At 67.3% G+C, this 26180-nt stretch carries 26 protein-coding genes; 18 read left to right on the forward strand and 8 right to left on the reverse strand.

Annotation, left to right across the window (positions count from 1 at the left end):
- Positions 1–152 precede the first annotated feature (152 nt).
- The 3 genes from AC13C7_RS04285 to AC13C7_RS04295 are packed head-to-tail and all read left to right on the forward strand — an operon-like array spanning position 153 to position 2277.
- Positions 153–1328 carry a bifunctional 2-C-methyl-D-erythritol 4-phosphate cytidylyltransferase/2-C-methyl-D-erythritol 2,4-cyclodiphosphate synthase gene (locus AC13C7_RS04285; protein ID WP_482866703.1) on the forward strand — a complete coding sequence of 392 codons (1176 nt, stop codon included), beginning with the start codon at positions 153–155 and terminating at the stop codon, positions 1326–1328.
- Positions 1325–1813 (forward strand): phosphatidylglycerophosphatase A family protein, encoded by a 489-nt coding sequence (locus AC13C7_RS04290; RefSeq protein ID WP_482866704.1) that lies wholly within the window; start codon positions 1325–1327, stop codon positions 1811–1813. Before AC13C7_RS04285 ends, AC13C7_RS04290 begins: the two co-directional genes overlap by 4 nt.
- On the forward strand, positions 1810–2277 hold the full coding sequence (locus tag AC13C7_RS04295; RefSeq protein ID WP_482866705.1) for a CinA family protein: 468 nt from the start codon (positions 1810–1812) through the stop codon (positions 2275–2277). The genes AC13C7_RS04290 and AC13C7_RS04295 overlap by 4 nt, the downstream gene beginning before the upstream one ends.
- Here AC13C7_RS04295 and AC13C7_RS04300 read toward each other — a convergent pair.
- Complete coding sequence (locus AC13C7_RS04300; protein WP_482866706.1) at positions 2238–3161, reverse strand: LysR substrate-binding domain-containing protein; 924 nt, start codon at positions 3159–3161, stop codon at positions 2238–2240. The two genes, AC13C7_RS04295 and AC13C7_RS04300, sit on opposite strands and share 40 nt — an antisense overlap.
- 107 nt (positions 3162–3268) lie before the next feature.
- Here AC13C7_RS04300 and katG point away from each other — a divergent pair, with 107 nt between their 5' ends.
- Entirely contained in the window at positions 3269–5467 is a 2199-nt protein-coding gene (gene katG, locus AC13C7_RS04305) for a catalase/peroxidase HPI (protein WP_172319323.1), read from the forward strand.
- A gap of 75 nt (positions 5468–5542) precedes the next feature.
- Here the strand turns inward: katG and AC13C7_RS04310 are convergent, their stop codons facing one another.
- The 3 genes from AC13C7_RS04310 to AC13C7_RS04320 form a co-directional block, all read right to left on the reverse strand.
- The gene (locus tag AC13C7_RS04310) at positions 5543–6040 is read right to left on the reverse strand and encodes a MarR family winged helix-turn-helix transcriptional regulator (protein WP_172319324.1); all 498 of its coding nucleotides are present in this window, start codon (positions 6038–6040) and stop codon (positions 5543–5545) included.
- Positions 6041–6127: 87 nt separating this feature from the next.
- Positions 6128–6388: a succinate dehydrogenase assembly factor 2 gene (locus AC13C7_RS04315; protein ID WP_172319325.1), complete on the reverse strand. Its 261-nt coding sequence runs from the start codon at positions 6386–6388 to the stop codon at positions 6128–6130.
- Positions 6385–6798, reverse strand: a complete 414-nt coding sequence (locus AC13C7_RS04320) for a helix-turn-helix domain-containing protein (protein ID WP_172319326.1) — start codon at positions 6796–6798, stop codon at positions 6385–6387. The genes AC13C7_RS04315 and AC13C7_RS04320 overlap by 4 nt, the downstream gene beginning before the upstream one ends.
- 159 nt (positions 6799–6957) lie before the next feature.
- Between AC13C7_RS04320 and AC13C7_RS04325 the strand changes: the two genes are divergently transcribed.
- The gene (locus AC13C7_RS04325) at positions 6958–8160 is read left to right on the forward strand and encodes a pyridoxal phosphate-dependent aminotransferase (protein WP_446120036.1); all 1203 of its coding nucleotides are present in this window, start codon (positions 6958–6960) and stop codon (positions 8158–8160) included.
- Positions 8161–8418: 258 nt separating this feature from the next.
- Here AC13C7_RS04325 and AC13C7_RS04330 read toward each other — a convergent pair whose 3' ends face one another.
- Positions 8419–9915 carry a divergent polysaccharide deacetylase family protein gene (locus AC13C7_RS04330; RefSeq protein ID WP_482866707.1) on the reverse strand — a complete coding sequence of 499 codons (1497 nt, stop codon included), beginning with the start codon at positions 9913–9915 and terminating at the stop codon, positions 8419–8421.
- A 191-nt stretch (positions 9916–10106) separates the two neighbouring features.
- On the opposite strand from AC13C7_RS04330, the gene AC13C7_RS04335 reads away from it, so the two are divergent.
- The 8 genes from AC13C7_RS04335 to lexA all read left to right on the forward strand — a co-directional run bounded on the left by AC13C7_RS04335 (position 10107) and on the right by lexA (position 15893).
- On the forward strand, positions 10107–10703 hold the full coding sequence (locus tag AC13C7_RS04335; protein ID WP_172319329.1) for an anthranilate synthase component II: 597 nt from the start codon (positions 10107–10109) through the stop codon (positions 10701–10703).
- Positions 10700–11719 carry an anthranilate phosphoribosyltransferase gene (gene trpD, locus AC13C7_RS04340; RefSeq protein WP_172319330.1) on the forward strand — a complete coding sequence of 340 codons (1020 nt, stop codon included), beginning with the start codon at positions 10700–10702 and terminating at the stop codon, positions 11717–11719. The genes AC13C7_RS04335 and trpD overlap by 4 nt, the downstream gene beginning before the upstream one ends.
- A 164-nt stretch (positions 11720–11883) precedes the next feature.
- Complete coding sequence (locus AC13C7_RS04345; protein ID WP_482866708.1) at positions 11884–12534, forward strand: uracil-DNA glycosylase; 651 nt, start codon at positions 11884–11886, stop codon at positions 12532–12534.
- A 12-nt stretch (positions 12535–12546) separates the two neighbouring features.
- Complete coding sequence (gene trpC / locus AC13C7_RS04350) at positions 12547–13356, forward strand: indole-3-glycerol phosphate synthase TrpC (protein WP_474888052.1); 810 nt, start codon at positions 12547–12549, stop codon at positions 13354–13356.
- Positions 13356–13829 carry a cyclic pyranopterin monophosphate synthase MoaC gene (gene moaC, locus AC13C7_RS04355; protein WP_172319333.1) on the forward strand — a complete coding sequence of 158 codons (474 nt, stop codon included), beginning with the start codon at positions 13356–13358 and terminating at the stop codon, positions 13827–13829. Before trpC ends, moaC begins: the two co-directional genes overlap by 1 nt.
- The gene (locus AC13C7_RS04360; RefSeq protein WP_482866709.1) at positions 13826–13948 is read left to right on the forward strand and encodes a hypothetical protein; all 123 of its coding nucleotides are present in this window, start codon (positions 13826–13828) and stop codon (positions 13946–13948) included. The genes moaC and AC13C7_RS04360 overlap by 4 nt, the downstream gene beginning before the upstream one ends.
- The gene (locus AC13C7_RS04365; protein WP_482866710.1) at positions 13945–15120 is read left to right on the forward strand and encodes a molybdopterin molybdotransferase MoeA; all 1176 of its coding nucleotides are present in this window, start codon (positions 13945–13947) and stop codon (positions 15118–15120) included. The genes AC13C7_RS04360 and AC13C7_RS04365 overlap by 4 nt, the downstream gene beginning before the upstream one ends.
- Before the next feature lie 80 nt (positions 15121–15200).
- Positions 15201–15893, forward strand: a complete 693-nt coding sequence (gene lexA / locus AC13C7_RS04370) for a transcriptional repressor LexA (RefSeq protein WP_482866711.1) — start codon at positions 15201–15203, stop codon at positions 15891–15893.
- Between the two features lie 173 nt (positions 15894–16066).
- Here the strand turns inward: lexA and AC13C7_RS04375 are convergent, their stop codons facing one another.
- Positions 16067–18166, reverse strand: coding sequence for a ComEC/Rec2 family competence protein (locus AC13C7_RS04375; RefSeq protein ID WP_482866712.1), 2100 nt, complete (start codon positions 18164–18166; stop codon positions 16067–16069).
- A gap of 110 nt (positions 18167–18276) precedes the next feature.
- On the opposite strand from AC13C7_RS04375, the gene gltX reads away from it, so the two are divergent.
- The 4 genes from gltX to AC13C7_RS04395 all read left to right on the forward strand — a co-directional run bounded on the left by gltX (position 18277) and on the right by AC13C7_RS04395 (position 23764).
- Positions 18277–19683, forward strand: a complete 1407-nt coding sequence (gene gltX, locus AC13C7_RS04380; RefSeq protein WP_482866713.1) for a glutamate--tRNA ligase — start codon at positions 18277–18279, stop codon at positions 19681–19683.
- Positions 19684–19805: 122 nt separating this feature from the next.
- Positions 19806–21098 (forward strand): citrate synthase, encoded by a 1293-nt coding sequence (gene gltA / locus AC13C7_RS04385; protein WP_172319337.1) that lies wholly within the window; start codon positions 19806–19808, stop codon positions 21096–21098.
- Positions 21099–21333: 235 nt separating this feature from the next.
- Positions 21334–22272 (forward strand): nucleoside hydrolase, encoded by a 939-nt coding sequence (locus AC13C7_RS04390; RefSeq protein ID WP_482866714.1) that lies wholly within the window; start codon positions 21334–21336, stop codon positions 22270–22272.
- A gap of 58 nt (positions 22273–22330) precedes the next feature.
- A complete protein-coding gene (locus AC13C7_RS04395) occupies positions 22331–23764 on the forward strand; it encodes a protein adenylyltransferase SelO (protein WP_482866715.1) in 1434 nt (477 codons plus the stop codon).
- Between the two features lie 97 nt (positions 23765–23861).
- On the opposite strand, the gene AC13C7_RS04400 is transcribed toward AC13C7_RS04395, so the two are convergent.
- Positions 23862–24503 carry a DUF2238 domain-containing protein gene (locus AC13C7_RS04400; protein ID WP_474888059.1) on the reverse strand — a complete coding sequence of 214 codons (642 nt, stop codon included), beginning with the start codon at positions 24501–24503 and terminating at the stop codon, positions 23862–23864.
- 77 nt (positions 24504–24580) lie between these two features.
- Here AC13C7_RS04400 and AC13C7_RS04405 point away from each other — a divergent pair, with 77 nt between their 5' ends.
- Positions 24581–25300, forward strand: a complete 720-nt coding sequence (locus AC13C7_RS04405) for an endonuclease/exonuclease/phosphatase family protein (protein ID WP_474888060.1) — start codon at positions 24581–24583, stop codon at positions 25298–25300.
- Here AC13C7_RS04405 and AC13C7_RS04410 read toward each other — a convergent pair.
- Positions 25269–26165 carry a DMT family transporter gene (locus tag AC13C7_RS04410; RefSeq protein ID WP_482866716.1) on the reverse strand — a complete coding sequence of 299 codons (897 nt, stop codon included), beginning with the start codon at positions 26163–26165 and terminating at the stop codon, positions 25269–25271. The genes AC13C7_RS04405 and AC13C7_RS04410 overlap by 32 nt on opposite strands.
- Between the last annotated feature and the right edge of the window lie 15 nt (positions 26166–26180).

A 26180-nucleotide genomic window follows, 5' to 3' on the forward strand; every position in this document is an offset into this window, starting at 1 on the left:
ACTGCCGCCAGATTTACGCGCGTTCGGTCCAGAGTGCAAAGGTTCTGGGGCAGGTTTCGCGCGCGTTCCGGATATGCCCAAAAATGAGGCACCCTGCCGCGCCGCCTGCCCCCTGATTGTGCCTTGCGGCAATTCCTCCTATCACGGAGGGCATGAGCGACACCGCCCCCGATCCCTCCCTGCCGCGCGCCGCTGCCCTGATCGTGGCCGCCGGGCGCGGCACGCGCATGGGCGGAGAGGTTCCCAAGCAATATCAGGTGCTTGGCGGTGAAGCGGTGCTGACCCGGACGATCCGCGCCTTTTCGGAACATCCCGGCATCGAGGCCGTCGTGATCGTGCGCCACGCCGATGATTCCGACCTCTGCCGCGCCGCCCTGCCCCGTACCGGGACGCCCCTGATCGAGGTGATCGGGGGGGCCAGCCGCGGGGCCTCGGTCAAGGCGGGGCTGGCGGCGGTGCCGGAGGGGGTGGCCCATGTCCTCATCCATGACGGCGCGCGGCCCCTGGTCTCTGCCGCGACAATCTCGGACGTGCTTGCGGCGTTGCGAGCGAGCCCCGGTGCCGCGCCGGGCCTCGAAGTCACCGATGCGCTTTGGCGCGGCGATGCCCATGTCACGGGCTTTGCCCCCCGCGACGGCCTCTACCGGGCGCAGACACCGCAGGGCTTCGACCTCGCTTCGATCCGCGCCGCGTATGAGGTCCATGACGGCCCCGCCGCCGATGACGTGGAGGTTGCCCGCGCCCACGGGCTGGACGTGGCCATTATCCGCGGCGATGAAGACAATCTGAAACTGACCCGCGCGGGGGATTTCGCCCGCGCCGAGGCCATTCTGAAGGCAAGGGCAATGCTGGACATCCGCACCGGAAACGGCTTCGACGTGCATCGCTTCGGCCCCGGCACCCATGTCATGCTGGCGGGCATTCGCGTGCCGCATACGCGCGGATTGCAAGGCCATTCCGATGCCGATGTCGGGCTGCATACCGTCACCGACGCGATCTACGGCGCGCTGGCAAAGGGCGATATCGGCCAGCATTTCCCGCCCTCCGACCCGCAATGGAAGGGTGCCGCCAGCCACATTTTCCTGACCCATGCGGTCGATCTGGCGGCGGGCGACGGCTTCGCCCTCACCCATGCCGACCTGACGCTGATCTGCGAGACCCCCAAGATCGGCCCGCACGCGCCCGCAATGCGCAAGGAACTGGCCCGCCTTCTGCGCGTCGATACGTCCCGCGTCTCCGTCAAGGCCACGACCAGTGAACGCCTGGGCTTCACGGGCCGGGGCGAAGGCATCGCCGCATTGGCCACCGTCACATTGGTGAAATCATGACCCGCCTCATCACGACCTTCTTCTATATCGGCCTTCTGCGCCCCGCCCCCGGCACCTGGGGCAGCCTGGCCGCGATTCCCGCCGCCTGGGGGCTGCACGCCATTGCAGGGTTTCCCGCGCTTTTCCTCGCCACGGGGCTTGTCGCCGCCCTCGGCTGGTGGGCCACCACCGAGGAGATCCGGAACCGCGCCGACAAGGATCCCGGCGAGATCGTGATCGACGAGGTTCTCGGCATGTTCCTGGCGCTCTGGCCGGTCTCCTACGGCGCGATGATGGCGGGCGCGGGCCTCTTCACGCTCTGGCCCGGTGTCGTCACGGCCTTCCTTGCCTTCCGGTTCTTCGACATCGTGAAACCCGGCCCCGTCGGATGGGCCGACCGCCAGAAAGGCGCCATGGGCGTGATGGCCGATGACGCGATCGCGGGCGCGCTGGCCTCGCTGGTTGTCGTCGTGCTGGCCGTGATCGCGCATGGGGTGATGCGATGAGCGCCGAGGCGGTCCTGGAGGCGCTGATCGCGCGCGGGCTGATGCTGGCGACGGCGGAAAGCTGCACCGGCGGCATGATTTCCGCCGCGATCACCGATGTGGCGGGCAGTTCCGCCGCGTTCGACCGGGGTTTTGTCACCTATACCAATGCCGCCAAGACCCAGATGTTGGGCGTCGCGCAGGCCACGCTGGCCGCCCATGGCGCGGTATCCGAGGAGGTCGCGGGCGAAATGGCGGCGGGCGCGCTGGAGCGCTCGGGCGCCGGGATCACCATCGCCGTGACCGGTATCGCGGGTCCCGGCGGGTCCGAGCACAAACCGGAAGGCCGCGTCTGTTTCGGCCTCGCCACCACGGCAGGCACCCGCACCGAGACCGTGGAGTTCGGCGCGATCGGCCGCGCGAAGGTGCGCCAGGCAAGTGTCGATCACGCGCTGGCGCTGGTACTGGCGGCCCTCTCCGACTGACCCGCCGCGCGCTGCACGAAGCTTGCCACCTCTTGCAGCTCACCCTCCATCGGGGTCGTCTTCCGCCAGATCATGCCGATGGTCCGCGACGGGCGCGGTTCTGCGAAACGCACGATGTCGACCGGGGCGGCGCGGCCCTCGACCGCCACCGCCATCTCCGGGATCAAGGTCAGCCCGAGCCCCGCGCCCACCAGTTGCACCAAGGTCGTCAGCGACGAGCCATCCAGCCCGTCCTTGGGCACCGGCGTCTTGAGATTGCAGAAGCTGATCGCCTGGTCGCGGAAGCAATGGCCTTCCTCCAGCAGCAAGAGCCGCATTTTCGCAAGCGCGGCACCATGCGGCACCGGCTGGCCGGCCTCGGCGCCGGGACGGACCAGCAGGAAATCCTCGTCGAAAAGCGGCAACTCGCGGAAGGCGGGTTCGGAGACGGGGAGCGCCACGATGGCCGCATCAATCGCGCCCTCGCCCAGTTCCTGCAACAGCCTGGGCGTCAGCGTCTCGCGCATATGCAGGTCAAGACCGGGGCGCGCCGCAGTCAGCAGCGGCAGAAACTGCGGCAGGAGATAGGGCGCAATCGTCGGAATCACCCCAAGGCGCAGCCGGGTCAGCCCCTGCCCCGACCCCGTGCGCGCCTGATCGTGCAGATCCTCGGCAGCCGACAGGATCGCGCGCACGCGCGGCAGCAGGTCGGCCCCGAAGGCCGTCACCCGCACCGCGCGGGCCCCGCGTTCGACCAGCGCCGCGCCGAAGGTATCCTCCAACTCGCGTATCTGCACCGACAGGGCGGGCTGCGAGATCGCGCAGGCCGCCGCCGCCTGCCCGAAATGGCCGTGACGGGCGAGCGCATCGAAATAACGCAACTGTTTCAATGTGAAGGTTTTCATAACCCCACCCTATCGTTCCAATGAAAAAATGCAACTTAGCCCTCGCGGGAAAATCCGCTATGCAATGGGAAAAGACGGATCAACCAGTATCCAGGGAGGACCGAGACATGGACGGCAACAACATGGGCAAATGCCCGGTGATCCATACGACAAATTCCGGCAGCGCAACGCGGCAGTGGTGGCCCGATCAGCTCAACCTCAAGATCCTGCACCAGCATCAACCGGCGACGAACCCGCTCGGCGAATCGTTCGACTATGCGGAGGCGTTCAAGAGCCTCGACCTCGATGCGGTCATCGCCGATCTGCACGCGCTGATGACCGACAGCCAGGACTGGTGGCCCGCCGATTACGGCCATTACGGGCCGTTCTTCATCCGCATGGCCTGGCACAGTGCGGGCACCTATCGCTCGGCGGATGGGCGCGGCGGGGCGACCTCCGGTTCGCAGCGCTTCGCACCGCTCAATTCCTGGCCCGATAACGTCAACCTCGACAAGGCGCGCCGCCTGCTCTGGCCGATCAAGAAAAAATATGGCGCGGCTTTGTCCTGGGCCGATCTGATGGTGCTGACCGGCAATGTCGCGATCGAAAGCATGGGCGGCAAGACGCATGGTTTCGCGGGCGGTCGCGTCGATGTCTGGGAGCCCGAGGAGGATATCTACTGGGGCCCCGAGACCGAATGGCTGGCCGATCAGCGCTATACCGGCGACCGGGAGCTTGAGAACCCGCTGGCCGCCGTGCAGATGGGCCTCATTTACGTCAACCCCGAGGGGCCGAACGGCAACCCCGATCCGGTCGCCTCGGGCCGCGATATCCGCGAGACATTTGCCCGCATGGGCATGGATGATGCCGACACCGTCGCGCTGACGGCGGGCGGGCATACCTTCGGCAAGGCGCATGGCGCGGGCGATCCGGCGCTGGTGGGCGTCGACCCCGAGGCGGAAGGTCTCGCCGCGCAGGGCCTGGGTTGGGCCAGCCGCCACGGCGCGGGCTTCGGCGTCGATGCCATCGGCAGCGGCATCGAGGGCCCCTGGACCGCGAACCCGACCAAGTGGGACCAGGGCTATTTCGACGTGCTTTTCGGCTATGACTGGCAACTGACGAAGAGCCCCGCGGGCGCGCATATCTGGGAAGCGGTGGACCTCCGCGAGGAGGATCACGCGCCGCAGGTCGATGGCTCGGGCACGCCGGTCAAGCTGATGATGACGACCGCCGACATGGCGATGCGGATGGACCCGGACTATGAGAAGATCTCGCGCCGCTACCACGCCAACCCCGAGGAATTCACCGAAGCCTTCGCCCGCGCCTGGTTCAAGCTGACCCATCGCGACATGGGGCCGAAGACGGTCTACCTGGGCCCGAAAGTGCCCGAGGGCGATCTGCTGTGGCAGGACCCGATCCCGGCGCTGGATCATGAGGTCGTGGATGATGGCGACATCGCGGACCTCAAGGCGAGGATCCTGGACAGCGGGCTTTCCGTCGCGGACCTCGTCTTCGCGGCCTGGGCCTCGGCCTCGACCTTCCGCAATTCCGACCGGCGCGGCGGGGCCAATGGTGCCCGCATTCGCCTGGCCCCGATGAAGGATTGGGAGGCGAACGAGCCGGAGCGCCTGGCCCGTGTGCTGGACAAGCTGGAGGACATCCAGACCGCGTTCAACGATGCGCAATCGGGGGACAAGCGGGTTTCGATGGCCGACCTGATCGTGCTTGGCGGTGTCGCGGCGGTGGAAAAGGCAGCCAGGGATGGTGGGCATGACGTGTCCGTGCCCTTCCGCCCCGGCCGCATGGATGCCAGCCAGGAGCAGACCGACGAGGAAAACATCGGCTGGCTGGAGCCGCATTCGGACGGGTTCCGCAACTACCAGAAGGCCGATTACACGGTGCCCGCCGAGGGGCTTCTGGTGGACAAGGCGCAGCTTCTGGGCCTCAGCGCACCCGAGATGACGGTGCTGGTCGGCGGCATGCGGGCCCTCGGGGCCAATCATGGCGGCACGTCCCATGGCGTTTTCACCGACCGCCCCGGCACGCTGACCAACGAGGTCTTCGCCAACCTCTTGGACATGTCCACGGTCTGGCACGCCACCAACGAGGCCGAGACCGAGTTCGAGGGCAAGGACCGCAAGACGGACGCGCCGAAATGGACCGGCAGCCGCGTCGATCTGGTTTTCGGCTCCAACTCGCAATTGCGCGCGATTGCCGAGGTCTACGCATCAGAGGATGCGGGCGGGAAATTCGTCAGGGATTTCGTCGCCGCCTGGACCAAGGTGATGGAGGCCGACCGGTTCGACCTGGCCCTGGACTTGGCCTGACGATTGGCGCGCCCGGGGGGACCCCCTCGGGCGCGCTTTTTTTCTTGGAGAGCCGCTGAACGTCGCCCGCTCTGCTCAATAGATGTAGCGGATCTGGTCGGACCAGTAGCGTTCCACCCGTTTCAGCGCGTGGTTGATCTGGTCGATCCCGTCCGGCCCCAACACCCCCTTGTCCTGCAAACCGCTGGCGTGGCGGCCGAAAAGGTCGGTCACCACGTCGCGCACATCGCGGCCCCGCTCGGTCAGCCGCACCCGGACGGACCGGCGGTCCATCTCGCAGCGCTGATGGTGCATATAGCCCATCTCGACCAGTTTCTTGAGGTTGTAGCTGACATTCGACCCCTGGTAATAGCCGCGCGATTTCAGCTCGCCCGCCGTCACCTCATTGTCGCCCACGTTGAACAGAAGCAGGGCTTGCACCGCGTTGATGTCCAGCACGCCGAGACGCTCGAATTCATCCTTGATCACATCGAGGAGCAGGCGATGCAGCCGTTCCACAAGCGAAAGCGATTCAAGGTAGCCGGACATGAAACCATGCCGGGACGATTCCGCGATGGGGCTGTGCAAACTCATGATGGTCTCCGCGTAGTGGTTGACCCAGAGATTTGCCGATAAACCCAAAGAATGCGTTAAACGCGGCGATAATTTTCGCGCAGGCCCTCAGGCGCGCAGGTCGGCGGCCAGTTCGGCGGCGAAATCGCGCATGTAATCAGGGGCCTGGCGCTGACCCGAGACCCATTGGTAGAGGTCGTGATCATCCTCGGCCAGCACCTGTTCAAAGAGGTCCAGCCCCGCATCGTCGGCCCGGTCCAGGTGCCGCGCGGCCCATCCGCCCAGGATCAGGTCCATCTCCTTGATGCCGCGATGGCCGGCCCGCATCTTGAGCCGCTTGATCCGCGTCTCGCGCGTTTCCGCCGTCATTCGGCATCCCCCGCAGCCGTGGGGCGCATGTGGCGCAGCCGCTTTTCCAGCTTGCCGAGCGTCTCGCCAAGGCGCTGGTGTTGCAGCCGCACCTGGCGCAGGTCCAGAAGCAGCGCGTCGAAATCCTGGGCCGCCTCGTTGTGATCGGGCTCCTCGGGGCCGACCCCCTCGCCGGTCAGCATCCAGCGGATCGAGACATTGAGCAGCCCGGCCAGCATCTGGAGCCGGTTGGCGCGCGGCTCGCGCATGTCGTGTTCCCAGGCCTCGATGGTGACCGGCTTCACGCCGATCCGTCGGGCCAGATCCTCCTGGGTCATCCCCATGGCCTGCCGCGCGCCTTCCAGCCGGTCGCCGAATGTCGCGGTCTCGTCGCTGAACCAGCCCTCGTTCCCAGTCTCGGCACTCGTCATCGTCTCTCCCTCATCGGCCCATCCGGGGGCCATTTCCGCGGCCAACGGGCCGTTTCGCATCTTGAACGTGTTCCGCGCGGACCCTAAGCATGGGCCCGACGATAGTAAACCGGACCAATTGCCCCGCATCCCCGCCCATCCCGAGGAGACCGCATCCCCATGACCTTCCTGTCCAAGACCCTCGCCCGCGTGAAACCCTCGCCCACCATCGCGGTCTCGACCCTCGCCGCCGAGTTGAAGGCACAGGGCAAGGATGTGATCGGCCTGGGCGCGGGCGAGCCCGATTTCGACACGCCCGAGAATATCAAGCAGGCCGCGAAGGCCGCGATCGACGCGGGGAAAACCAAATATACCGCGCCCGACGGGATCATCGAGTTGAAGCAGGCGATCTGCGCCAAGTTCAAGCGCGATAACGGGCTGGATTACACGCCGAAACAGGTCAGCGTCGGGACCGGCGGCAAGCAGATCCTCTACAATGCGCTGATGGCGACGCTGAACCCCGGCGACGAGGTCGTGATCCCCGCGCCCTATTGGGTCAGCTATCCCGACATGGTTCTGCTGGCCGGCGGCGAGCCGGTGATCGCCATGGCCAGCGCGGATAACGCCTACAAGCTGACCCCGGAGGCGCTGGAGGCGGCGATCACGCCGAAGACCAAGTGGTTCATCTTCAACTCACCCTCGAACCCCACCGGCGCGGGCTACACGGCGGCGGAGCTGAAGGGCTTGACCGATGTCCTGATGCGCCACCCCCATGTCTGGGTGATGACCGACGACATGTATGAACATCTGGTCTATGACGGGTTTCAGTTCGCCACCCCCGCCCAGGTGGAACCGGGGCTCTATGACCGGACGCTGACCTGCAATGGCGTCTCCAAGGCCTATGCGATGACCGGCTGGCGGATCGGCTATGCGGCGGGGCCGGAGGAATTGATCGGGGCGATGCGCAAGATCCAGAGCCAGAGCACCTCGAACCCCTCCTCGATCAGCCAATGGGCGGCGGTCGAGGCTTTGAACGGCACGCAAGGCTACATCGCCGAGAACAACGCGGTCTTCAAACGCCGCCGCGACCTGGTGGTGGAGATGCTGAATGCCGCCGAAGGGGTGGTCTGCCCGGTGCCGGAAGGCGCGTTCTATGTCTACCCGTCGATCGAGGGCTGCATCGGCAAGACCTCGCCCGGTGGCAAGCGGATCGGGACGGACGAGGATTTCGCAACCGCCCTGCTGGAAGAAAAGGGCGTTGCCGTGGTCTTTGGCGGGGCCTTCGGGTTGAGCCCGAATTTCCGCGTGTCCTATGCGACCTCGGATGAGAATCTAAAGACAGCCTGCACGAGGATCCAGGAATTCTGCGCCGCACTGACCTGAGCGGTTGCGCCGGGGTTTTCCCGTCGCGGGTGGGGTTGACGGGTTCAGGCCCCCAAAAGGGGGAGCCTTCACCCGCCAATTGAGGCCAGCCTCAAACTCCGAGGTATTTTCAGCAAAATGAAAGGGAAACAGGTCAACTTCTTCGACAAATTGCCTGATTTCTGCCGCCAGAGCGGGACGCGACGCTAACATGGTCGTGCTGCCGGTTACGCGCCCGTCAGGGCGCGCGGGTCGGCGCCGAAGGCGACGAAGACCCCCTCAGCGGGTCAGGACAGCCGAGAGCGGGGCCAGCGCCACCCCTTCCGAGCGCGACCCGAGGGCCCAGGAAAAGAGCGCCGTGACCGTGTCCGAATAGGTGTGGCCGACCACGATCACCTGCCCCTCCTGCCCCGCGGCAAAGGCCGCGCGGTCCAGGTAGCGGGTGATCACGGTGGCGCGCTCGCGGTCCTCGTCGATCTGGCGGAAGAGCGTTGCCGCCGGAACGTCGATGCGGGACGCGGTCTGTTCGGCCACGTTCAGGCCGCGCGGATATGCGACCAGACCGTGCCCGGTTTCGGCCAGCATCCCGACCACGCCTTCGAGCACCACCCGGTTCGCCTGGATCGCGCTGGCGGGCGTGTCGAGCAGGGCGACCGCCTCGGGCAGTGCGGCAAGCCCGGCCTGCATCGCGGGCGCGACCTGCGCCGCTTCGGTCACATCCGTGAACCCGTCGGCCAGCATCACCACCTCGAACCCGGCCGCGCGGTAATCGGCGGCGGCCTCGGCGGCGTCGGGGCGGGTCGGGTCGATGGCGAAAGTGACGGGGAAATCGAACCGCGTCAGCGCGCTGCGGCCAAGGGGGAAGCTGGGATCGTCGATCAGGATCACCGCCATCAGGGGCCGGGATTCCTCGGCATCGAACGGGGCCGCGAAGGCCTCGATGGCGGGCAGGTCCGCGGCAGGCTCGGCAGGCGTGTCGGGCACCAGGACGGGGTTGGCGACCGGGCTCGTGCCGCCCGTGGTCAGGCGCTGGAGGGGCGAGCCTTGCGGCGCGGGCGGCTCGGTGGAGGTTCCGGCTGGCGTCTCCTCCGGGGTCTGCGTCGGCGTCTCGACCGGGGCGGGCGGCGCGGCGGCGGCGGTCTCTGCCTCGGGGTCGGCCTCGATCGTCGGCAGGCCAAGCGGCGCGGGCTGGTCGCCCGTCGCCACCGGTTGCGGACCGTCGCCGGGGGCGGGCGTCGGTCCGGCGCTCTCGGGCAGCGCGGTCTCGGACGGCGGTTGCAGCGTGGCGGTCGCAACGGGCTGTGGCGCGGGCGCGGTGTTGGGCACGGGCGGCGCGCTGGGGGCTGTCAGGTCGCTGAGGACGGAGGGCGCGGCGGCGGGCGCGGTGTCGATCCCCGGCAGGGTCGCCTCGCGCTCCTCCGGCGGGCGGTTGAAGTTGGAGCCTGCGGGCAGCGGGATTTCGGAGGCCGGACCGGAAGTGGCCGGGGCCGGATCGGTTTCGGGGGTCGGGCTCGGGCCGTCCTGCGCGGCGGGATCCGTGGCAGGTTCCGGCGCCGGCCCGGTTTCCGGCGCGGGCGCGGGATCGACCTCGGGGGCCGGGGCCTGCGGATCGACCAGTGGGCCCGTTTCGGGCGCGGCCTCGGGTTCCGGCTCTGCCATGCTGCCCGCGACCGGCTCGGGCCGCTCGGGCAAGGGCGACGAGAGCGACAGCAGCGCCACCGCCATCACCGTCACCAACGCCCCCCAGATCAGACCGGAAATAAGCCCTCTGCCCATGATCCTACCCTCTGCCTTACCTTCTCGATGCGCCCATGTCCGGCGCAGATGCCAAATCTCGTTTCTCGGGCCCCCTGCTGGCCCGTGGCCGTTCTGCCTCGCAAGTCTTGACCCTGCGGCGCGGCTCTGGGCATGTATAGCGCGGGGTGCGGCCCGGACGCACCCCTTTTTCGCGACAAGGACCGCCGCCCATGCTGCTGCTGATAGATAATTACGACAGTTTCACCTACAATCTGGTCCATTATCTCGGCGAATTGGGCACGGTGCCGCATGTGGTGCGCAATGACGCGCTTACTGTGCAGGAGGCGATGGGGCTTGATCCAGAGGCAATCGTGCTGTCGCCGGGCCCCTGCGACCCGTCACAGGCGGGGATCTGCCTTGCGCTGACGGCGGCGGCGGCGGAAACCCGCACATCGCTGCTTGGCGTTTGCCTGGGTCACCAGACCATCGGCCAGGCTTTCGGCGGCAAGGTCGTGCGCTGCCATGAGATCGTGCATGGCAAGATGGGCGCGATACATCACGACGGCAAGGGCGTCTTTGCCGGGCTGCCCTCGCCCTTGTCCGCCACCCGGTATCATTCGCTGGTGGTGGAGAGGGACAGCCTGCCCGATTGCCTGGAGGTCACCGCCTGGCTGGAGGATGGCACCATCATGGGGCTGCGCCACCGCGATCTGCCCATCGAAGGCGTGCAGTTCCACCCCGAGAGCATCCGCTCGGAACACGGCCATGCGATGCTGAAGAATTTCCTCGATGGCGTCACTGCTGCCCGGGTGGAGGAACCGGCATGAGCGACCAGATGAAACCGCTGATCGCGATTGCCGCCGAGCGCAACCTGAACGGCCCCGAGGCCGAGGCCGCCTTTGACCTGCTGTTCAACGGCGAGGCCACCGATGCGCAGATCGGCGCGCTTCTGATGGCGATGCGGGTGCGCGGCGAAACGGTGGACGAGATCGCCGCCGCCGCCCGCGTGATGCGGTCGAAATGCGTGCCCGTGAAGGCGCCTGCGGAGGCGATGGATATTGTCGGCACCGGCGGCGACGGCAAGGGGACGCTGAACATCTCGACCGCCACCGCCTTTGTCGTGGCGGGTGCGGGCGTGCCGGTGGCCAAGCATGGCAACCGCAACCTCAGTTCCAAATCGGGTGCGGCGGATGCGCTTGGTGCGCTCGGGATCAACGTGATGGTGGGGGCCGCGGTCGTGGAACAGGCGCTGAAAGAGGCGGGGATCGGCTTCATGATGGCGCCCATGCACCACCCCGCGATTGCCCATGTCATGCCGACGCGCCAGCAGCTTGCCACGCGCACGCTCTTCAACGTGCTCGGGCCGCTGACCAACCCGGCGGGCGTCAAGCGGCAGTTGACCGGCGCCTTCGCGCCCTGGCTGATCCGCCCGATGGCCGAAGTGCTGGCAGCCCTCGGGTCAGACGCGGCCTGGCTGGTGCATGGTGGCGACGGCACGGATGAGATCTCCATCGCGGGGCCGTCCCATGTCGCGGCGCTAAAGGGTGGGGAAATCGAGGAATTCGAAATCGCGCCCGAAGAGGCCGGCCTGCCGCGCCATCCTTTCGAGGCCATCCTCGGCGGCACGCCCGAGGAGAATGGCGTCGCCTTCAGCGCGCTCTTGTCGGGCGAGGGCGGGGCCTATCGCGATGCCGTCTTGCTCAATTCCGCCGCCGCGCTGCTGATCGCGGGCAAGGTGGACAGCCTGCCGGACGGCGCGGAGTTAGCCGCGCAGAGCATCGACAGCGGCAGGGCCCTGACGGCCGTGGAGACCCTGGCGCGCATCACCTCCGCCGCGAAATAGCCGCACCGGATCGGCCCGGAGATCGCCTCGCATCGACGCGAGGCGCCCCGCGCGGGGTCGACCCCGCGCTGGCAAGGGCTTTCGAAAGCCCTTCCAGAAAGGCTTTTCAAAAAGCCTTCCCGCCGCCCCTTGCAACCGGGCGCACCACGGGCCACCGTCCTGATATGCCTCTCGACACCTCCCCCCTCGGCCCCTGGGCCGACCTGCCCTTCTTCCGCGACACCCTGCCCGGTATCGAGGCCGCGCTGGCCGCCGAACCGCGCCCCTGGCTGCCTGCCCCGCGCCAGGTCTTCGCCGCGCTGGCCGCCTGCCCGCCCGAGGCCACCCGCGTCGTCATCCTGGGCCAGGACCCCTACCCCACACCCGGCCACGCCCATGGCCTGGCCTTTTCCGCCGAGCGTCATGTCACGCCACTGCCCCGTAGCCTGGCCAATATCTACAAGGAGATGCAGGCCGATCTGGGGGGACACCCACCCGATGCCGATCTACGCTTCTGGGCCGCGCAGGGTGTGCTCCTGCTCAACACCATCCTCACCGTGCCCGCGCATCAGGCGGGGGGCCATGCCCGGCTCGGCTGGCAGGCGCTGACGGGCCAGGTGCTGGACCGGCTGTCGGACGCCCCCCGCGCCTACCTGCTCTGGGGGGCCGCCGCGCAGAAAGCCGCCGCGCGCGTCGATCCCGCGCAAAACCTCAAGATCGAGACCGCGCATCCCTCGCCCCTCTCGGCCCGACGCGGTTTTTTCGGCTCGCGCCCCTTCTCACGGGTGAATAACTGGTTAGAAAGCAAGGGTGAGGCCCCCATCACCTGGACCTAGAGCGGAGCAGCCATGACCCAATCCATTCTCGACAAGATCAAAGCCTACAAGCTGGAGGATGTCGCGGCCCGCAAGGCCGAGCGACCACAGGAGGCGGTCGAGGCCGATGCCCGCGCCGCCCCGCCCGTGCGCGGCTTTGCCGAAGCGCTGCACCTGGCCAGCCGCGAAGGCTATGGCCTGATCGCCGAGATCAAGAAGGCCAGCCCCTCCAAGGGTCTCATCCGCCCCGATTTCGATCCGCCCGCGCTGGCCGAGGCCTATGCGCTTGGCGGCGCCACCTGCCTTTCCGTGCTGACCGACGGGCCAAGCTTCCAGGGCGCCGACGACTACCTGATCGCGGCGCGTGCCGCCGTCGACCTGCCGGTCCTGCGCAAGGATTTCCTCTACGATCCGTGGCAGGTCGCCGAATCCCGTGCGCTCGGGGCCGATTGCATCCTGATCATCATGGCCAGCGTTTCGGACGCACAGGCCGCCGAGCTTGAGGCCGCCGCCGCCGAATGGGACATGGACGCGCTGATCGAGGTGCATAACAAGGAAGAGATGGAGCGCGCGCTGCTTCTGGACGCGCAGATGATCGGCATCAACAACCGCGACCTGAACACGTTCGAGACCTCGCTTGATGTCACCAAGGATCTCGTGCGCCGCATCCCGGGCGACAGGCTGGTGGTCTCGGAAAGCGGGCTGAGCACGGCCGAGGATCTGGCCGAGATCGCCCGCTACGGCACCCGCTGCTTCCTGATCGGCGAAAGCCTGATGCGCGAGGAGGACGTGACCGAGGCCACCCGCAAATTGCTGGCCGATCCGCTGGTGGCGGGGCGCTGATGGCGGGGCTGACGCATTTCGACAAGGACGGCCAGGCGCATATGGTCGATGTCTCCGACAAGCCCGTGACGGCGCGCATCGCGGTGGCCGAGGGGGCCGTGGTGATGGCGCCCGGGACGCTTGAGATGATCACGCAAGGCACGACGAAGAAGGGCGATGTCCTGGGCGTGGCGCGCCTGGCGGGGATCATGGGGGCCAAGAAGACCGCCGACCTCATCCCGCTGTGCCACCCGCTGCCGATCACCAAGGTCGCGCTGGACCTGACCCCGGACGAGGACCTGCCCGGCATCCGCATCACCGCGACCGTCAAGACCGGCGGGCAGACAGGCGTGGAGATGGAGGCGCTCACCGCCGTCTCGACCGCCGCGCTGACCGTCTATGACATGGTCAAGGCGGTCGACAAACGCATGGAGATCACCGGCATCCGGGTCACGCTCAAGGATGGCGGCAAGTCGGGCAGGTTCGAAGCATGAACGCGGGCCGGTCGCTGGAGCTCTACTTCGTCGATGGCAACCCGGAGGGGATGCTGACGGCGGCCTTTGGCGGGCTGCGATTTGCCGATCTCTCCAGACCATCCATGGCCCCCCCATGATCCCGGTCTCCGACGCCCTCTCCGCCTGCCTCGACCTCTGCGCGCCGCTGGAGACCGAGGAGGTGCCGCTGGCCGAGGCCGCCACCCGCACCCTCGCCCGTGCCGTCACAGCGCGGCGCGACCAGCCGCCCTTCGCCTCCTCCGCCATGGATGGCTACGCGGTGACCGAGGATGACCTCATTCCCGGTCGGTCCCTGCGGGTCGTCGGCGAGGCCGCTGCGGGGCATCACTGGGCGGGCCGGATCGGACGCGGCGAGGCGGTGCGCATCTTCACCGGCGCGCCAGTTCCCGAAGGGGCCGCCGCCGTCGTCATCCAGGAGGATGTGACGCGCGATGGCCAGCGCATCACGCTTGGCCGGCAACTCGACGACAACCGCAACATCCGCGCGGCGGGCGGCGATTTCCGCGCCGGCGACAGCCTGAGCGCGCCGCGCCGGTTGCGCCCTGCCGATATTGCACTCGCGGCCTCGATGAACCTGCCCACCCTGCCCGTCACGCGGGCGCCCGTGGTCGCGATCATCGCCACCGGGGATGAGCTGGTGCAACCGGGCGAAGACCCGCGCCCCGACCAGATCATCGCCTCGAACAGCTATGGGCTGAAGGCGATGGTCGAGGCGGAAGGGGCCGAGGCGCGTCTCTTGCCCATCGCGCGCGACACGGAGGAAAGCCTCGGCACGGTGCTGAAATTGGCCGAAGGGGCCGATATTGTCGTCACCATCGGCGGGGCCTCGGTCGGCGATCATGACCTTGTCGGCAAGGTCGCGCTCGGCGCGGGGCTGGAGCGCAGTTTCTACAAGGTCGCGATGCGCCCCGGCAAGCCGCTGATGGCGGGGCGCCTGGGCGACGCGGTGCTGCTTGGGCTGCCCGGCAACCCGGTCTCGTCGATGGTCTGCGGCCATGTCTTCCTGCTGCCGATGATCCGCGCCATGCTCGGGCTTGGCCGCGCGCCCGCGCCAAGATCGCAGGCCCCGCTGGCGGTCGATCTGCCCGAAAACGGCCCGCGGGAGCATTACATGCGGGCGCGGCTGGACCGGACGGGCCATGTGAAACCGTTCGACCGGCAGGACAGCGCATTGTTGACCGTGCTTTCGGAAGCCGACGTTCTGATGGTGCGCCCCGCCGGGCAAGGGTCGCTCAAGGCAGGCACGCTTGTGGATATCTTGCGGCTCTGATCCTGCCCCTCGTTGACACGAAGCGAGAACAGGGGTAGAACATTCCCCGAACGATGAGGATTTGAGGGGAGTGGCCCGCGATGCTGACCAAGAAGCAGCTCGACCTGTTGGAGCTTATTCACAAGCGTGTGCAGCGCGACGGTGTGCCGCCCTCGTTCGACGAGATGAAGGAGGCGCTGGACCTGCGCTCCAAATCCGGCATCCACCGGCTGATCACGGCGCTTGAGGAACGCGGTTTCATCCGCCGCCTCGCGCATCGCGCCCGCGCCATCGAGATCGTGAAACTGCCCGAAAGCCTTGAGGCCAAACTCGGCGGCTTCGCGCCGCGCGTCATCGACGGCGACCGCCGCGATCCGCCGAAGGGGGCCTTGCCCGTCGCGGCCATCGCGGCGATGGAAGTGCCGGTGATGGGCCGCATCGCGGCAGGTACACCGATCGAGGCGATCAGCGAGGTTGCCACCCATGTCGCGGTGCCGCAACAGATGCTCGGCACCGGCAAGTCGCATTACGCGCTGGAGGTCAAGGGCGACTCGATGATCGAGGCCGGGATCAACGAAGGCGATATCGTGGTGATCGAGGAAGGCCCGACGGCGGTGAACGGCGATATCGTCGTGGCCCTGATCGAAGGCCATGAGGCGACGCTGAAGCGGTTCCGCCAGAAGGGCAACATGATCGCGCTGGAGGCGGCCAACCCGGCCTACCAGACCCGGATGCTGCGCGACGACCAGGTCAAGGTGCAGGGCAAGCTGGTGGGATTGATCCGCAGCTATTGACGGTTTGGCACGAGAGATGCGCCCCGTTGACGGGGCGCGGGTGCCGTTGCGCGTGTAAGCACTCCCGGTCTTGATCGGTGGAGTCGGTGCCGCGTGGACGTTTCCTCGTGCAGAACAGTCATGCGATGCGCGCCTTGCGTCCCGCCGATGGGACGCCAACCCCCGTCCCTCAGTCACCGCACCCAGGGCCGGTCCCCTTGACGGTCGCGCGCGGTCTCGATCCGCAGCCCGCCTCGCCCGAGAACCAGCGCAATCGCGCCCGTCCCGCGCAGCACATCCGGCCCGATCAGGTGGCACCCCTGCACCCCGGACGCAACCGCCGCGCCCGCCCCGGCCTGCATCGGCAGCCCCGGCTGGCCCGCCAGCGCCGCCGGAATATCCTCGGGCGTGATGACCCAGGTATGACGGGCGCAGGCCGCGATCAACTCCTCGCCCGCGCGCCGACCGACGCCATGCCAGAGCGTGCCATCCGCCAGCACCGTCATCCGCCCCGCCCCGTCATCGGCCCATCCCGCGCGTGCCGCCGCATCTGCCTGGTCGTCCAGATCGCCATCGTTCTCCAGCCACAGCCCCGCAACAAAGCCGTCGCCCCGTGGGCGGCTGAGACTGCGCGCGCCGTCCTCCATCAGCCCGACCAGCCGCCCGGTGGAGGAGATCAGCAGCAAGGGCCGCTCCGCCCCCGTCCAGATCGCAAGTGCCACCATGACAGGGGCCAGCCCCGCCCACCGTGCCCGGCCCTGCCACAAGATCACCAGCAGCATCCCGCCCGTGATCAGCCCCAGGACCATCCCCGGTGGCATCACCACGGGCCGGATCGCGCCGGGTTGCGCCGAGATCCAGAGCGCCACCGCGATGATCCAGTCGAGCCCCGCCTCCATCACGCGAAACGCGATCCAGTCCAGCCCAAGGGGCCAGAGCAGCAGCGCGACCACGGCCGCCGGGATGACCAGCGAGCCCATCACCGGCACCGTCAGAAGGTTGGCGGCCAGCCCGTAGGCCGCGATCATGTTGAAATGCGCGGCGGCAAAGGGCGCTGTCGCCGCCCCCGCCACGACCGAGGAAATGACCAGCGCCACGGCCCCGCGCGTCCATTTCGGCAAGCCCGCCAGGAAGGTGTTTCCGCGCAGCGCGTTGAACACCGCGACCAGGGCGGTGGTGGCGGCAAAGCTCATCTGGAAGCCGGGGCCAAGCAGCGTCTCGGGCCGGTGCGCCAGCACGATCAGCGCCGCGATGGCGACCGCGCGCAAAGTGATCGCGCGCCGGTCCAGCAGCACCGCGACGAACATCACCGCAACCTGGATGAAAGCGCGCTCCGTCGCGACATTGCCGCCCGAGAGCGCGAGATAGACCGCGCCCGCGGCCAGCGCGCCGATGGCGGCGGGTTTCTTGGTCGGCACCCGCAGCGCCAGCGCCGGGATCAGCGCCAGCCCGCCGCGCAGGCAGAGGAAGACGAAGCCGGTCAACAGCCCCATATGCAGACCGGAGATTGCGAGCAGATGCGCGATGTTGGACTGACGCAGCGCCTCCAGCACGTCCTGGCTGATGCTTGAGCGGTCGCCGGTCAGAACGGCGGTGGCAAAGGCCCCGGCCTCGCCTTGCACGCGGGCGCGGATCGCGGCGCTCATGGCGTGGCGCAGGGTCGCGATGCGCATCGTGCCGGGCTCGGGCGAGGCCAGCAGCAGGGCGGGCACGCGGGTATAGCCGACCGCGCCGATCTGCTGGAACCAGGCGTGACGCTGGAAGTCGAAGCCGCGCGGCTCGCCGGGACCTTCCGGCGGGCTGAGATGCCCCGTCATCATGATCCGCGCACCCGGAACGGGATCGAGAAACCCCTGTTGCCCATGCAATGAGACACGCACCCGCGTCGGCACTCGGGCCGGGTCCATGCGGGACAGCACGACCTCATCCAGCGTGATCCGCACCCGGTCCGAGGCGGAGCGATCGACCATGACGACCCGCCCCTCGATGGGTCCGTAATAGCGAAACCCGAGGACCGGCCCCGCCACCTGGGCCGTGCGCAGCGCCGAGAGACCGAGACCGGCGAGAACGAGAACAAGCGCGAAGGCGAGCGGCCCGAAGACCTCGCGCGCGCGCCAGCCGAGGAGCAGCAGCACCAGGCCCAGAAGCCCGAGACCCGCCAGCGCAAGGCCAGACGGCTCCTCCGGAAGCGCGAAATAGAGCGCCACGCCCGCGCCCACCATGACCGGCGACCAGGGCATCAAGGCCCCGCGCTGGCCCTGTTGGGCCGCGTTGATGTGGCTGATCAGGCGCACCCTTGCCACCCTTTCCGGCCTTGCCTAAACACCGCAGTGACCCATCATTGCGCCGCGCATGGTTTCCAAACCCTTAACGCGAAGTGCCGCGAGATCCCGAAAGGCCGCTCATGTCCCCAACGCCCCCCGTCACCCGTTTCGCCCCCTCGCCCACGGGCTACCTGCATATCGGCGGCGCGCGCACGGCGCTGTTCAACTGGCTTTACGCGCGCGGGCGCGGCGGCACCTTCCTGCTGCGCATCGAGGATACCGACCGCGCGCGCTCGACCCCCGAGGCGACCGAGGCGATCCTGAAGGGGCTCACCTGGCTCGGCCTTGACTGGGACGGTGAGCCGATCAGCCAGCACGCGCGGCAGGAGCGTCACGCCGAAGTTGCGTTGCAGATGCTGGAGGCCGGCACCGCCTATAAATGCTTCTCGACGCAGGAAGAAATCGCCGCCTTCCGCGAGGCCGCGAAGGCCGAGAAACGCTCGACCCTGTTCCTCAGCCCCTGGCGCGACGCCGATCCCGCCAGCCACCCCGATACGCCCTATGCCGTGCGCCTGAAAGCGCCGCGCGACGGGGTGACGGTGATCAAGGATGAGGTGCAAGGCGACGTGACGATCCGGAACGCGGAACTGGACGACATGATCTTGCTGCGCTCGGACGGGACGCCGACCTATATGCACGCGGTGGTCGTGGATGATCACGATATGGGCGTGACCCATGTGATCCGCGGCGACGATCATCTCAACAATGCCGCGCGGCAGGCGCAGATCTACACCGCCATGGGATGGGAAATTCCGGTCTGGGCGCATATCCCGCTGATCCATGGCCCCGACGGCAAGAAGCTCTCCAAGCGCCATGGCGCGCTCGGGGTCGAGGAATACGCCGCCATGGGCTATCCGCCCGCCGCGATGCGCAACTACCTGGCGCGGCTCGGCTGGAGTCATGGCGATGACGAATTGTTCGACGATGCGCAGGCCACGGCGTGGTTCGACCTCTCCGGTATCGGCAAATCCCCTGCCCGGCTCGACTTCAAGAAGCTGGAGCATGTCGCGGGCTATCACATCTCGCGGATGGACGATGACGACCTGCTGACCGAGATTGACCGGTTTCTGGCTGCAACGCAGCAAGAGCCACTTTCGCCCGCGCAGAAAGACGGGCTGCGCGCTGCGATGTATTGCCTCAAGGATCGCGCCCGGTCCCTGCCGCAACTGATTGAAAAGGCGTATTTTGTTTTGGATTTCCATCCCATTGACCGGGATGAGAAATCGCAGGCGGCCCTAACCGATGTATCCCGTGGTATACTGAAAGAATTGACGCCGCAGTTGCAAAATGCTAGCTGGACACGCGACACGCTTGAAGCCATTGTTGGCCAGGTTTCGGAGGCACATGGAGTGAAGCTCGGCAAGGTTGCCCCGGCCCTGCGCGCCGCGCTGGCGGGCCGTCCGGTCAGCCCGAGCGTTTTTGACATGATGCTGGTTCTTGGCCGCGAGGAGACGCTGGCCCGACTGTCCGACGCGGCCGCCGCCTGAGGATCGGGACCCCCTTTCGGGGGATGTAAGTTTAGATGGGGGACGGGGACCTGGTCCCTGCCCCGCCACCAGACCACCAGACCGAACCGTTCGGGCCGGTGCGCAACAGATGAGGGACAGATATGGCAGAAAACAGAACCGCTAAACTGGAATTCGACGGCAAGACCCTCGAATTGCCCATCCTCAGCCCCAGCCTCGGCCCCGATGTCATCGACATCAGCAAGCTCTACGCCCAGGGCGGCGTCTTCACCCACGATCCGGGCTTCACCTCCACCTCGGCCTGCGAATCCACCATCACCTTCATCGACGGCAACAAGGGTGAGCTTCTGCATCGCGGCTACCCGATCGACCAGCTGGCCGAGAAATCGCATTTCCTCGAGGTCTGCTACCTGCTGCTCTATGGCGAACTGCCCTCGGTCACGGAACTGGAGGATTTCGAGCTGCGCGTGACCCGTCACACGATGGTGCATGAGCAGATGCACAATTTCTTCCGCGGTTTCCGCCGTGATGCGCACCCGATGGCCACGATGGTCGGCGTGGTCGGCGCGATGTCGGCCTTCTACCACGATTCGACCGATATCTCGGACCCCTGGCAGCGCGAGGTCGCCTCGATCCGCCTGATCGCGAAACTGCCGACCATCGCCGCGATGGCCTATAAATACTCCATCGGCCAGCCCTTCGTCTATCCGCGCAACGATTGCGACTACGCGACCAACTTCCTGCGCATGTGTTTTGCCGTGCCGGCCGAGGAATACCAGCCCGACCCGATCCTGAGCCGCGCGATGGACCGGATCTTCACGCTGCATGCCGATCACGAGCAAAACGCCTCGACCTCGACCGTGCGTCTGGCGGGCTCCTCGGGCGCCAATCCCTTCGCCTGCATCGCGGCGGGCATCGCCTGTCTCTGGGGCCCCGCGCATGGTGGCGCCAACCAGGCCTGCCTGGAAATGCTGCAGGAGATCGGCACCCCCGACCGCATCCCGGAATATATCGCGCGCGCCAAGGACAAGGACGATCCGTTCCGCCTGATGGGCTTCGGCCACCGCGTCTACAAGAATTTCGACCCCCGCGCGACGGTGATGAAGCAGAGCGCCGATGAGGTGCTGGACCTTCTGGGCATCGAGGACAACCCGACGCTGCAGGTCGCCAAGGAACTGGAGCGCCAGGCCCTGGACGACCCCTATTTCACCGAGAAGAAGCTGTTCCCGAATGTCGATTTCTATTCCGGCATCATCTTGGAGGCGATCGGCTTCCCGACCTCCATGTTCACGCCCATCTTCGCGCTTTCCCGCACCGTCGGGTGGGTCGCCCAGTGGAAGGAAATGATCGGCGATCCGGCCGGCAAGATCGGTCGCCCGCGCCAGCTCTATACCGGCGCGACGCTGCGCGACTACGTGGATATCGAGAACCGCTGAGCCGCCAGCCTTGACGGATTTCGGGCCGCTCCCCAAGGGGGTGGCCCTTTTCACGTCCCCGCTCCGTCCTCTGGCATTAACCTTAACGCGCGCGCCGTTAACCTTAACGCGCGCCCCGCCCCATCTCCGCCACTCCGCCCCATCTTCTTTGTTCCGCAAATATCCCCGCCGGAGGCATTGAATCTCTTCTCTCCAACGGCGAGGATCATCCCCTCGTTCGCAGGAAAGGCCGCCCATGCCGCGCAAGATCATCATCGACACCGATCCCGGCCAGGACGACGCGGTCGCGATCCTGCTGGCACTGGCCAGCCCCGAGGACATCACCCTTCTCGGTATCACGGCGGTTGCCGGGAACGTGCCGCTTGAGTTGACCGCGCTCAACGCGCGCAAGGTCTGCGAGGTGGCGGAGCGGTCCGATATCAAGGTCTTCGCCGGTTGCGATCGACCGTTGGCCCACAGCCTCGTGACCGCGGAGCACGTGCACGGAAAAACCGGCCTCGACGGCCCCGACCTGCCCGCGCCGAAAATGCCGCTGCAAGACGCCCACGCGGTCGATTTCATCATCGAGACACTGCGCAGTGAGGCCCCCGGCACCGTCACTCTCTGCGCGCTCGGCCCGCTGACCAATATCGCCACGGCCTTCCGGAAGGCCCCCGATATCGTGGAACGGGTCCAGGAAATCGTATTGATGGGCGGGGCCTATTTCGAGGTCGGCAACATCACCCCCGCGGCGGAGTTCAACATCTATGTCGATCCGGAAGCCGCTGATATCGTGTTAAAATCCGGCGCACCGATCACGGTGATGCCGCTTGACGTGACGCATAAGGCGCTGGTCACCGGCCCCCGCAATGACGCCTTCCGCGCGCTTGGCAGCCATGCCGGGCGCACCGTCGCCGCCTGGACCGAGTTCTTCGAGCGTTTCGACAAGGAGAAATACGGCTCGCCCGGTGCGCCGCTGCATGACCCCACCGTCATCGCCTACCTGATCGACCCCAAGCTCTTCCAGGGCCGGCATGTCAATGTCGAGATCGAGACCGTCTCGGAGCTCACCCGCGGCATGACCGTCGCCGATTGGTGGGGCGTCACCGACCGGCCCACCAATGCGATGTTCATGGGCGATCTGGATGCGGACGGGTTCTTCGACCTGCTGACGGAGCGGATCGGGCGGCTCTGACCGGCTGGAAACCGTCGCCCGCCATACCTAGGTAAGGGACGAAGGGGGGCCACTTCCCATGCAGATCGCATTCGACAACAGCTACACCACCCTGCCCGACCGATTCTACAGCGCGGTGCCGCCAAGCCCGGTCTCCGACCCGCAACTGATCGCGCTCAATGAGGGTCTGGCCGCAACACTCGGGCTGGACGCCGACGCGCTGCGCAGTCCGGAGGGGCTGGCCATGCTGGCCGGAAACGCCCTGCCCGACGGCGCCGCCGGGATCGCGCAGGCCTATGCCGGGCACCAGTTCGGCGGATGGGTGCCGCAGCTTGGCGACGGGCGGGCGCTGCTGTTGGGCGAGGTGGTGGGCCGCGACGGCAAGCGCCGCGACATTCAACTGAAAGGCTCTGGCCCGACACCCTATTCCCGCATGGGCGACGGGCGCGCCTGGCTCGGGCCGGTGCTGCGCGAATATGTCGTGTCCGAGGCGATGGCCGCGCTTGGCATCCCCACAACCCGCGCGCTGGCCGCCGTCAGCACCGGCGACCCCGTCCACCGCGAACGCGTGTTTCCGGGCGCGGTCCTGACCCGCGTGGCCTCCTCGCATATCCGCGTCGGCACCTTCCAGTATTTCGCCGCGCGCGAGGATGGCGAGGCGTTGCAGGCCCTCACTGATCACGCGATTTCGCGCCACTACCCCGAGGCGCAAAGCCCCCTCGGGCTGCTCGCATCCGTGGTCGAGGCGCAGGCCGATCTGATCGCGAAATGGATGGGGGTGGGGTTCATCCACGGCGTCATGAACACCGACAACATGTCCGTCGCGGGCGAGACCATCGACTATGGGCCCTGCGCCTTCCTCGATGCCTATCACCCGCAAACGGTGTTCTCCTCCATCGACCGGATGGGGCGTTACGCCTATGGCAAACAGCCCGAGATCGCGGTCTGGAACCTGGCGCAACTGGCCACCGCGCTGCTGCCCCTGATGGGCGCGGACCGCGATAAGGCCATCGAGCGGGCGACCGAGGTCGTGCAGGGCTTCGCCGACAGTTTTGCCGCCGCCTGGGACCGGGTCTTTGCCGCCAAGCTGGGGCTGGATACCCCGCGTGAGGGGGATGCCGCGATGGCATATGACCTGCTGCGCCGGATGGCACTGGGCGAGGCCGATTTCACCCGCACCTTCCGCGCGCTCTCGGGCCCCGATCCGAAAGCCGCGCGTGCGGAATTCAAGGATCCGACCGCCTTCGATGCCTGGGTGACCGGCTGGCAGGCGCGCATCGAGGATATCCCGCAAGCCGAACGCGTCACTGCCATGCAGGCGGTGAACCCCGCGCTGATCCCGCGCAATCACCGCATCGAGGAGGCGATCCAGGCCGCGCTGAAGGGCGATTTCGCGCCGTTCCACCGGCTGAACGCGGCCCTTGCCACGCCCTTCGCCGAGCCCGCCGATTCCGACCTGATGCAGGCCCCGGAACCCGAGGAAGAGGTGCGCGCGACCTTCTGCGGAACCTAAGGCGTTTCAGGTTCTCTTGGAATTGGGTATCGGTTTTCGCGTGCGGCCCTGAAAGGGACGTGACAGGGAAAACCGATTCCTTCGAACCTGAAACGATCTAGCCCTTGAAGCGCCGGAAGAAGCGCCGGTTGAGGTCCACGAACTCCTCGACCAGCGCCGAGACCGAGCCGAGCGCCTTGCCGCGCAGGTAGAGCGCGCCGGTCAGCCCGGCGACCCCCGCGCCGATGATGTCCACGATCAGGTCGCCCATCGTGTCGGCCAGCCCGGATTTCTGCATGTTCAGGCCGAAGGTCTGGTCCATCGCGAACTCGAACACCTCCCAGATCACGCCGATGGTGACGGCAAAGCAGAAGGCCAGGAGGCCGATCGCCCAGGCGGGCGCGGCATAGCGGTCGCCTTCGAAGAGGATGAAGACGAGGAGAAATCCGGCAAACCCGAGCCCCAGGGCCGACATCCCGTGCAGCGCGATGTCCCACCACCACAGGCGGATATAGAAATCCATCACCTCGCCCAGGAAGAGCGTGGCGAAGATGAAGACCACGATGGCCGCGACAATGCTGCGCGGCAGGCGGATGTTCAGGCGCGGGGCCAGGAAGATCGGCGTCATGGTCAGGGCCAGCGTCGCCAGCGAGACAAAGGCCACGGGCCAGCGGCCGGTGGCGACCGACAGCAACAGCTCGACCGTCAGCACGCTCCAGATCACATAGGTCAGCCCGCTCTGGCCGCGAAGCCGGTTCATGCCACTCTCCTTCTGCTCCCATCACAGATGCGCAATGGGGCTTGCCCGTGCAAGGCCGGGACGGGCAGATTGGCCCCATGTCATACCCTGCCCCGCCCGCGCCGGACCATTTGCGAGTCCTGAGCTACAATATCCACAAATGCGTCGGGCTGGACCGGCGCCGCGACCCGCATCGGGTGGCGCAGGTGATCCGTGGCATCGGCCCTTCGATTGCCGTCTTGCAGGAGGCGGACAAGCGGCTCGGGCCGCGCCCCGCCGCCCTGCCGCCGCAGGTGGTGGTGGAGGAATGCGGCATGCTGGCCGCCCCTGTCGCCACCACGCGGATCAGCCTTGGCTGGCACGGCAACGCGATCTTGATGACGCCGGGCTGGCACATGGTGGCGCTGCACCGCCTGCCCCTGCCGGGGCTGGAGCCGCGCGGCGCGGTCATTGCCGACCTCTCCGGCCCGCAGGATCTGCGAGTCGTGGCCACGCATCTGGGGCTGCGCAGGCGCGACCGGCAGCATCAGATGACGCTGATCATGGCCGAGCTGGCCCACCTGCCCCGCCGTCCCACGATCCTTCTGGCCGATTGCAACGAATGGTCGGCAACCGAGGGATTCGCGCCTCTGGATCCGTTCTTCACGCTGCACAATTCCGGCCGCAGCTTTCCCGCCCGCAGGCCGATGGCGGCCCTCGACCGGCTGGCGACGGGGCCGGGTATCGAGGTGGTGCAGCAAGGCGTCTGCCGCACCGGAATCGCGGGGCGCGCCTCCGATCACCTGCCTATCTGGGCCGACCTTTCGCTGGCCGGTTGATCAGCGTGATCCCGACCGCGACAAGCACCATCGCGGCGAGGATTTCCCAGCCGACGTCCTCGCCCAACAGGCCCCATCCGAGCAGAACCCCCAGGATCGGCGTCAGGAAGCTGAACGAGGCCACGGAGGAGGCCGGGTAGGTCATCAGGAGGTGAAACCAGAACAGGAAGCCGAAGGAGGCGACAAAGACGCTCTGGTAGAGCAGCAGGCCGAGATGAAAGAGTGTCGGCTCCCGCAGGAGCGGGCCGAAGAGCGGCGCCAACAGGGTCAACAGCACCGCCGAGACGGACAACTGCCAGAAAAGCTGCATCTCCGGGGCCTCGTGCTGAATGGGCAGAGTTCGCGCCGCCAGCGCAATCGCCCCCCAGGCCAGCGCCGCGCCAAGCGCAAGGAAATCGCCCAGGAGGGACGCCTGCCCGCCCCCGTCCCGGTCCAGCAGCGCGAGAACGACTCCCGAAAAGGCCAGAGCCAGGCCGATCAGCTTGAGCCGCCCCATTCGCTCGCCCGGAAGCAGGAAATGCGCCGCCAGCGTCAGCCAGACCGGCATGGAATAGAACAGGATCGAGGTGCGCGCGACCGTGGTGAGGTCCAGCGCGAGGAAGAGGAAGATGAACTCGACAGTGAAGAGCGCGCCCAGAAGCAGACCGGCGGGGACGCTGCGTGCGACGATTGCAAAGCGGATGCCCCGGATGCGCATCCAGACCAGCAGCACGATCAGCGCCAGCAATGACCTGAGCCCTGCCATGAAGACCGGCCCGACGCCCAGATTGCCCAGTTTGATCACGACTTGGTTGACGGCGAGAATCACCGCGATCCCGATCAGGGAGGCCGCGCCAAACGCGTCCATGCTGTCCTTGCGCGGCATGTGTCCTCCCCCACC

The organism is Alterinioella sp. B-7 (assembly GCF_056857775.1).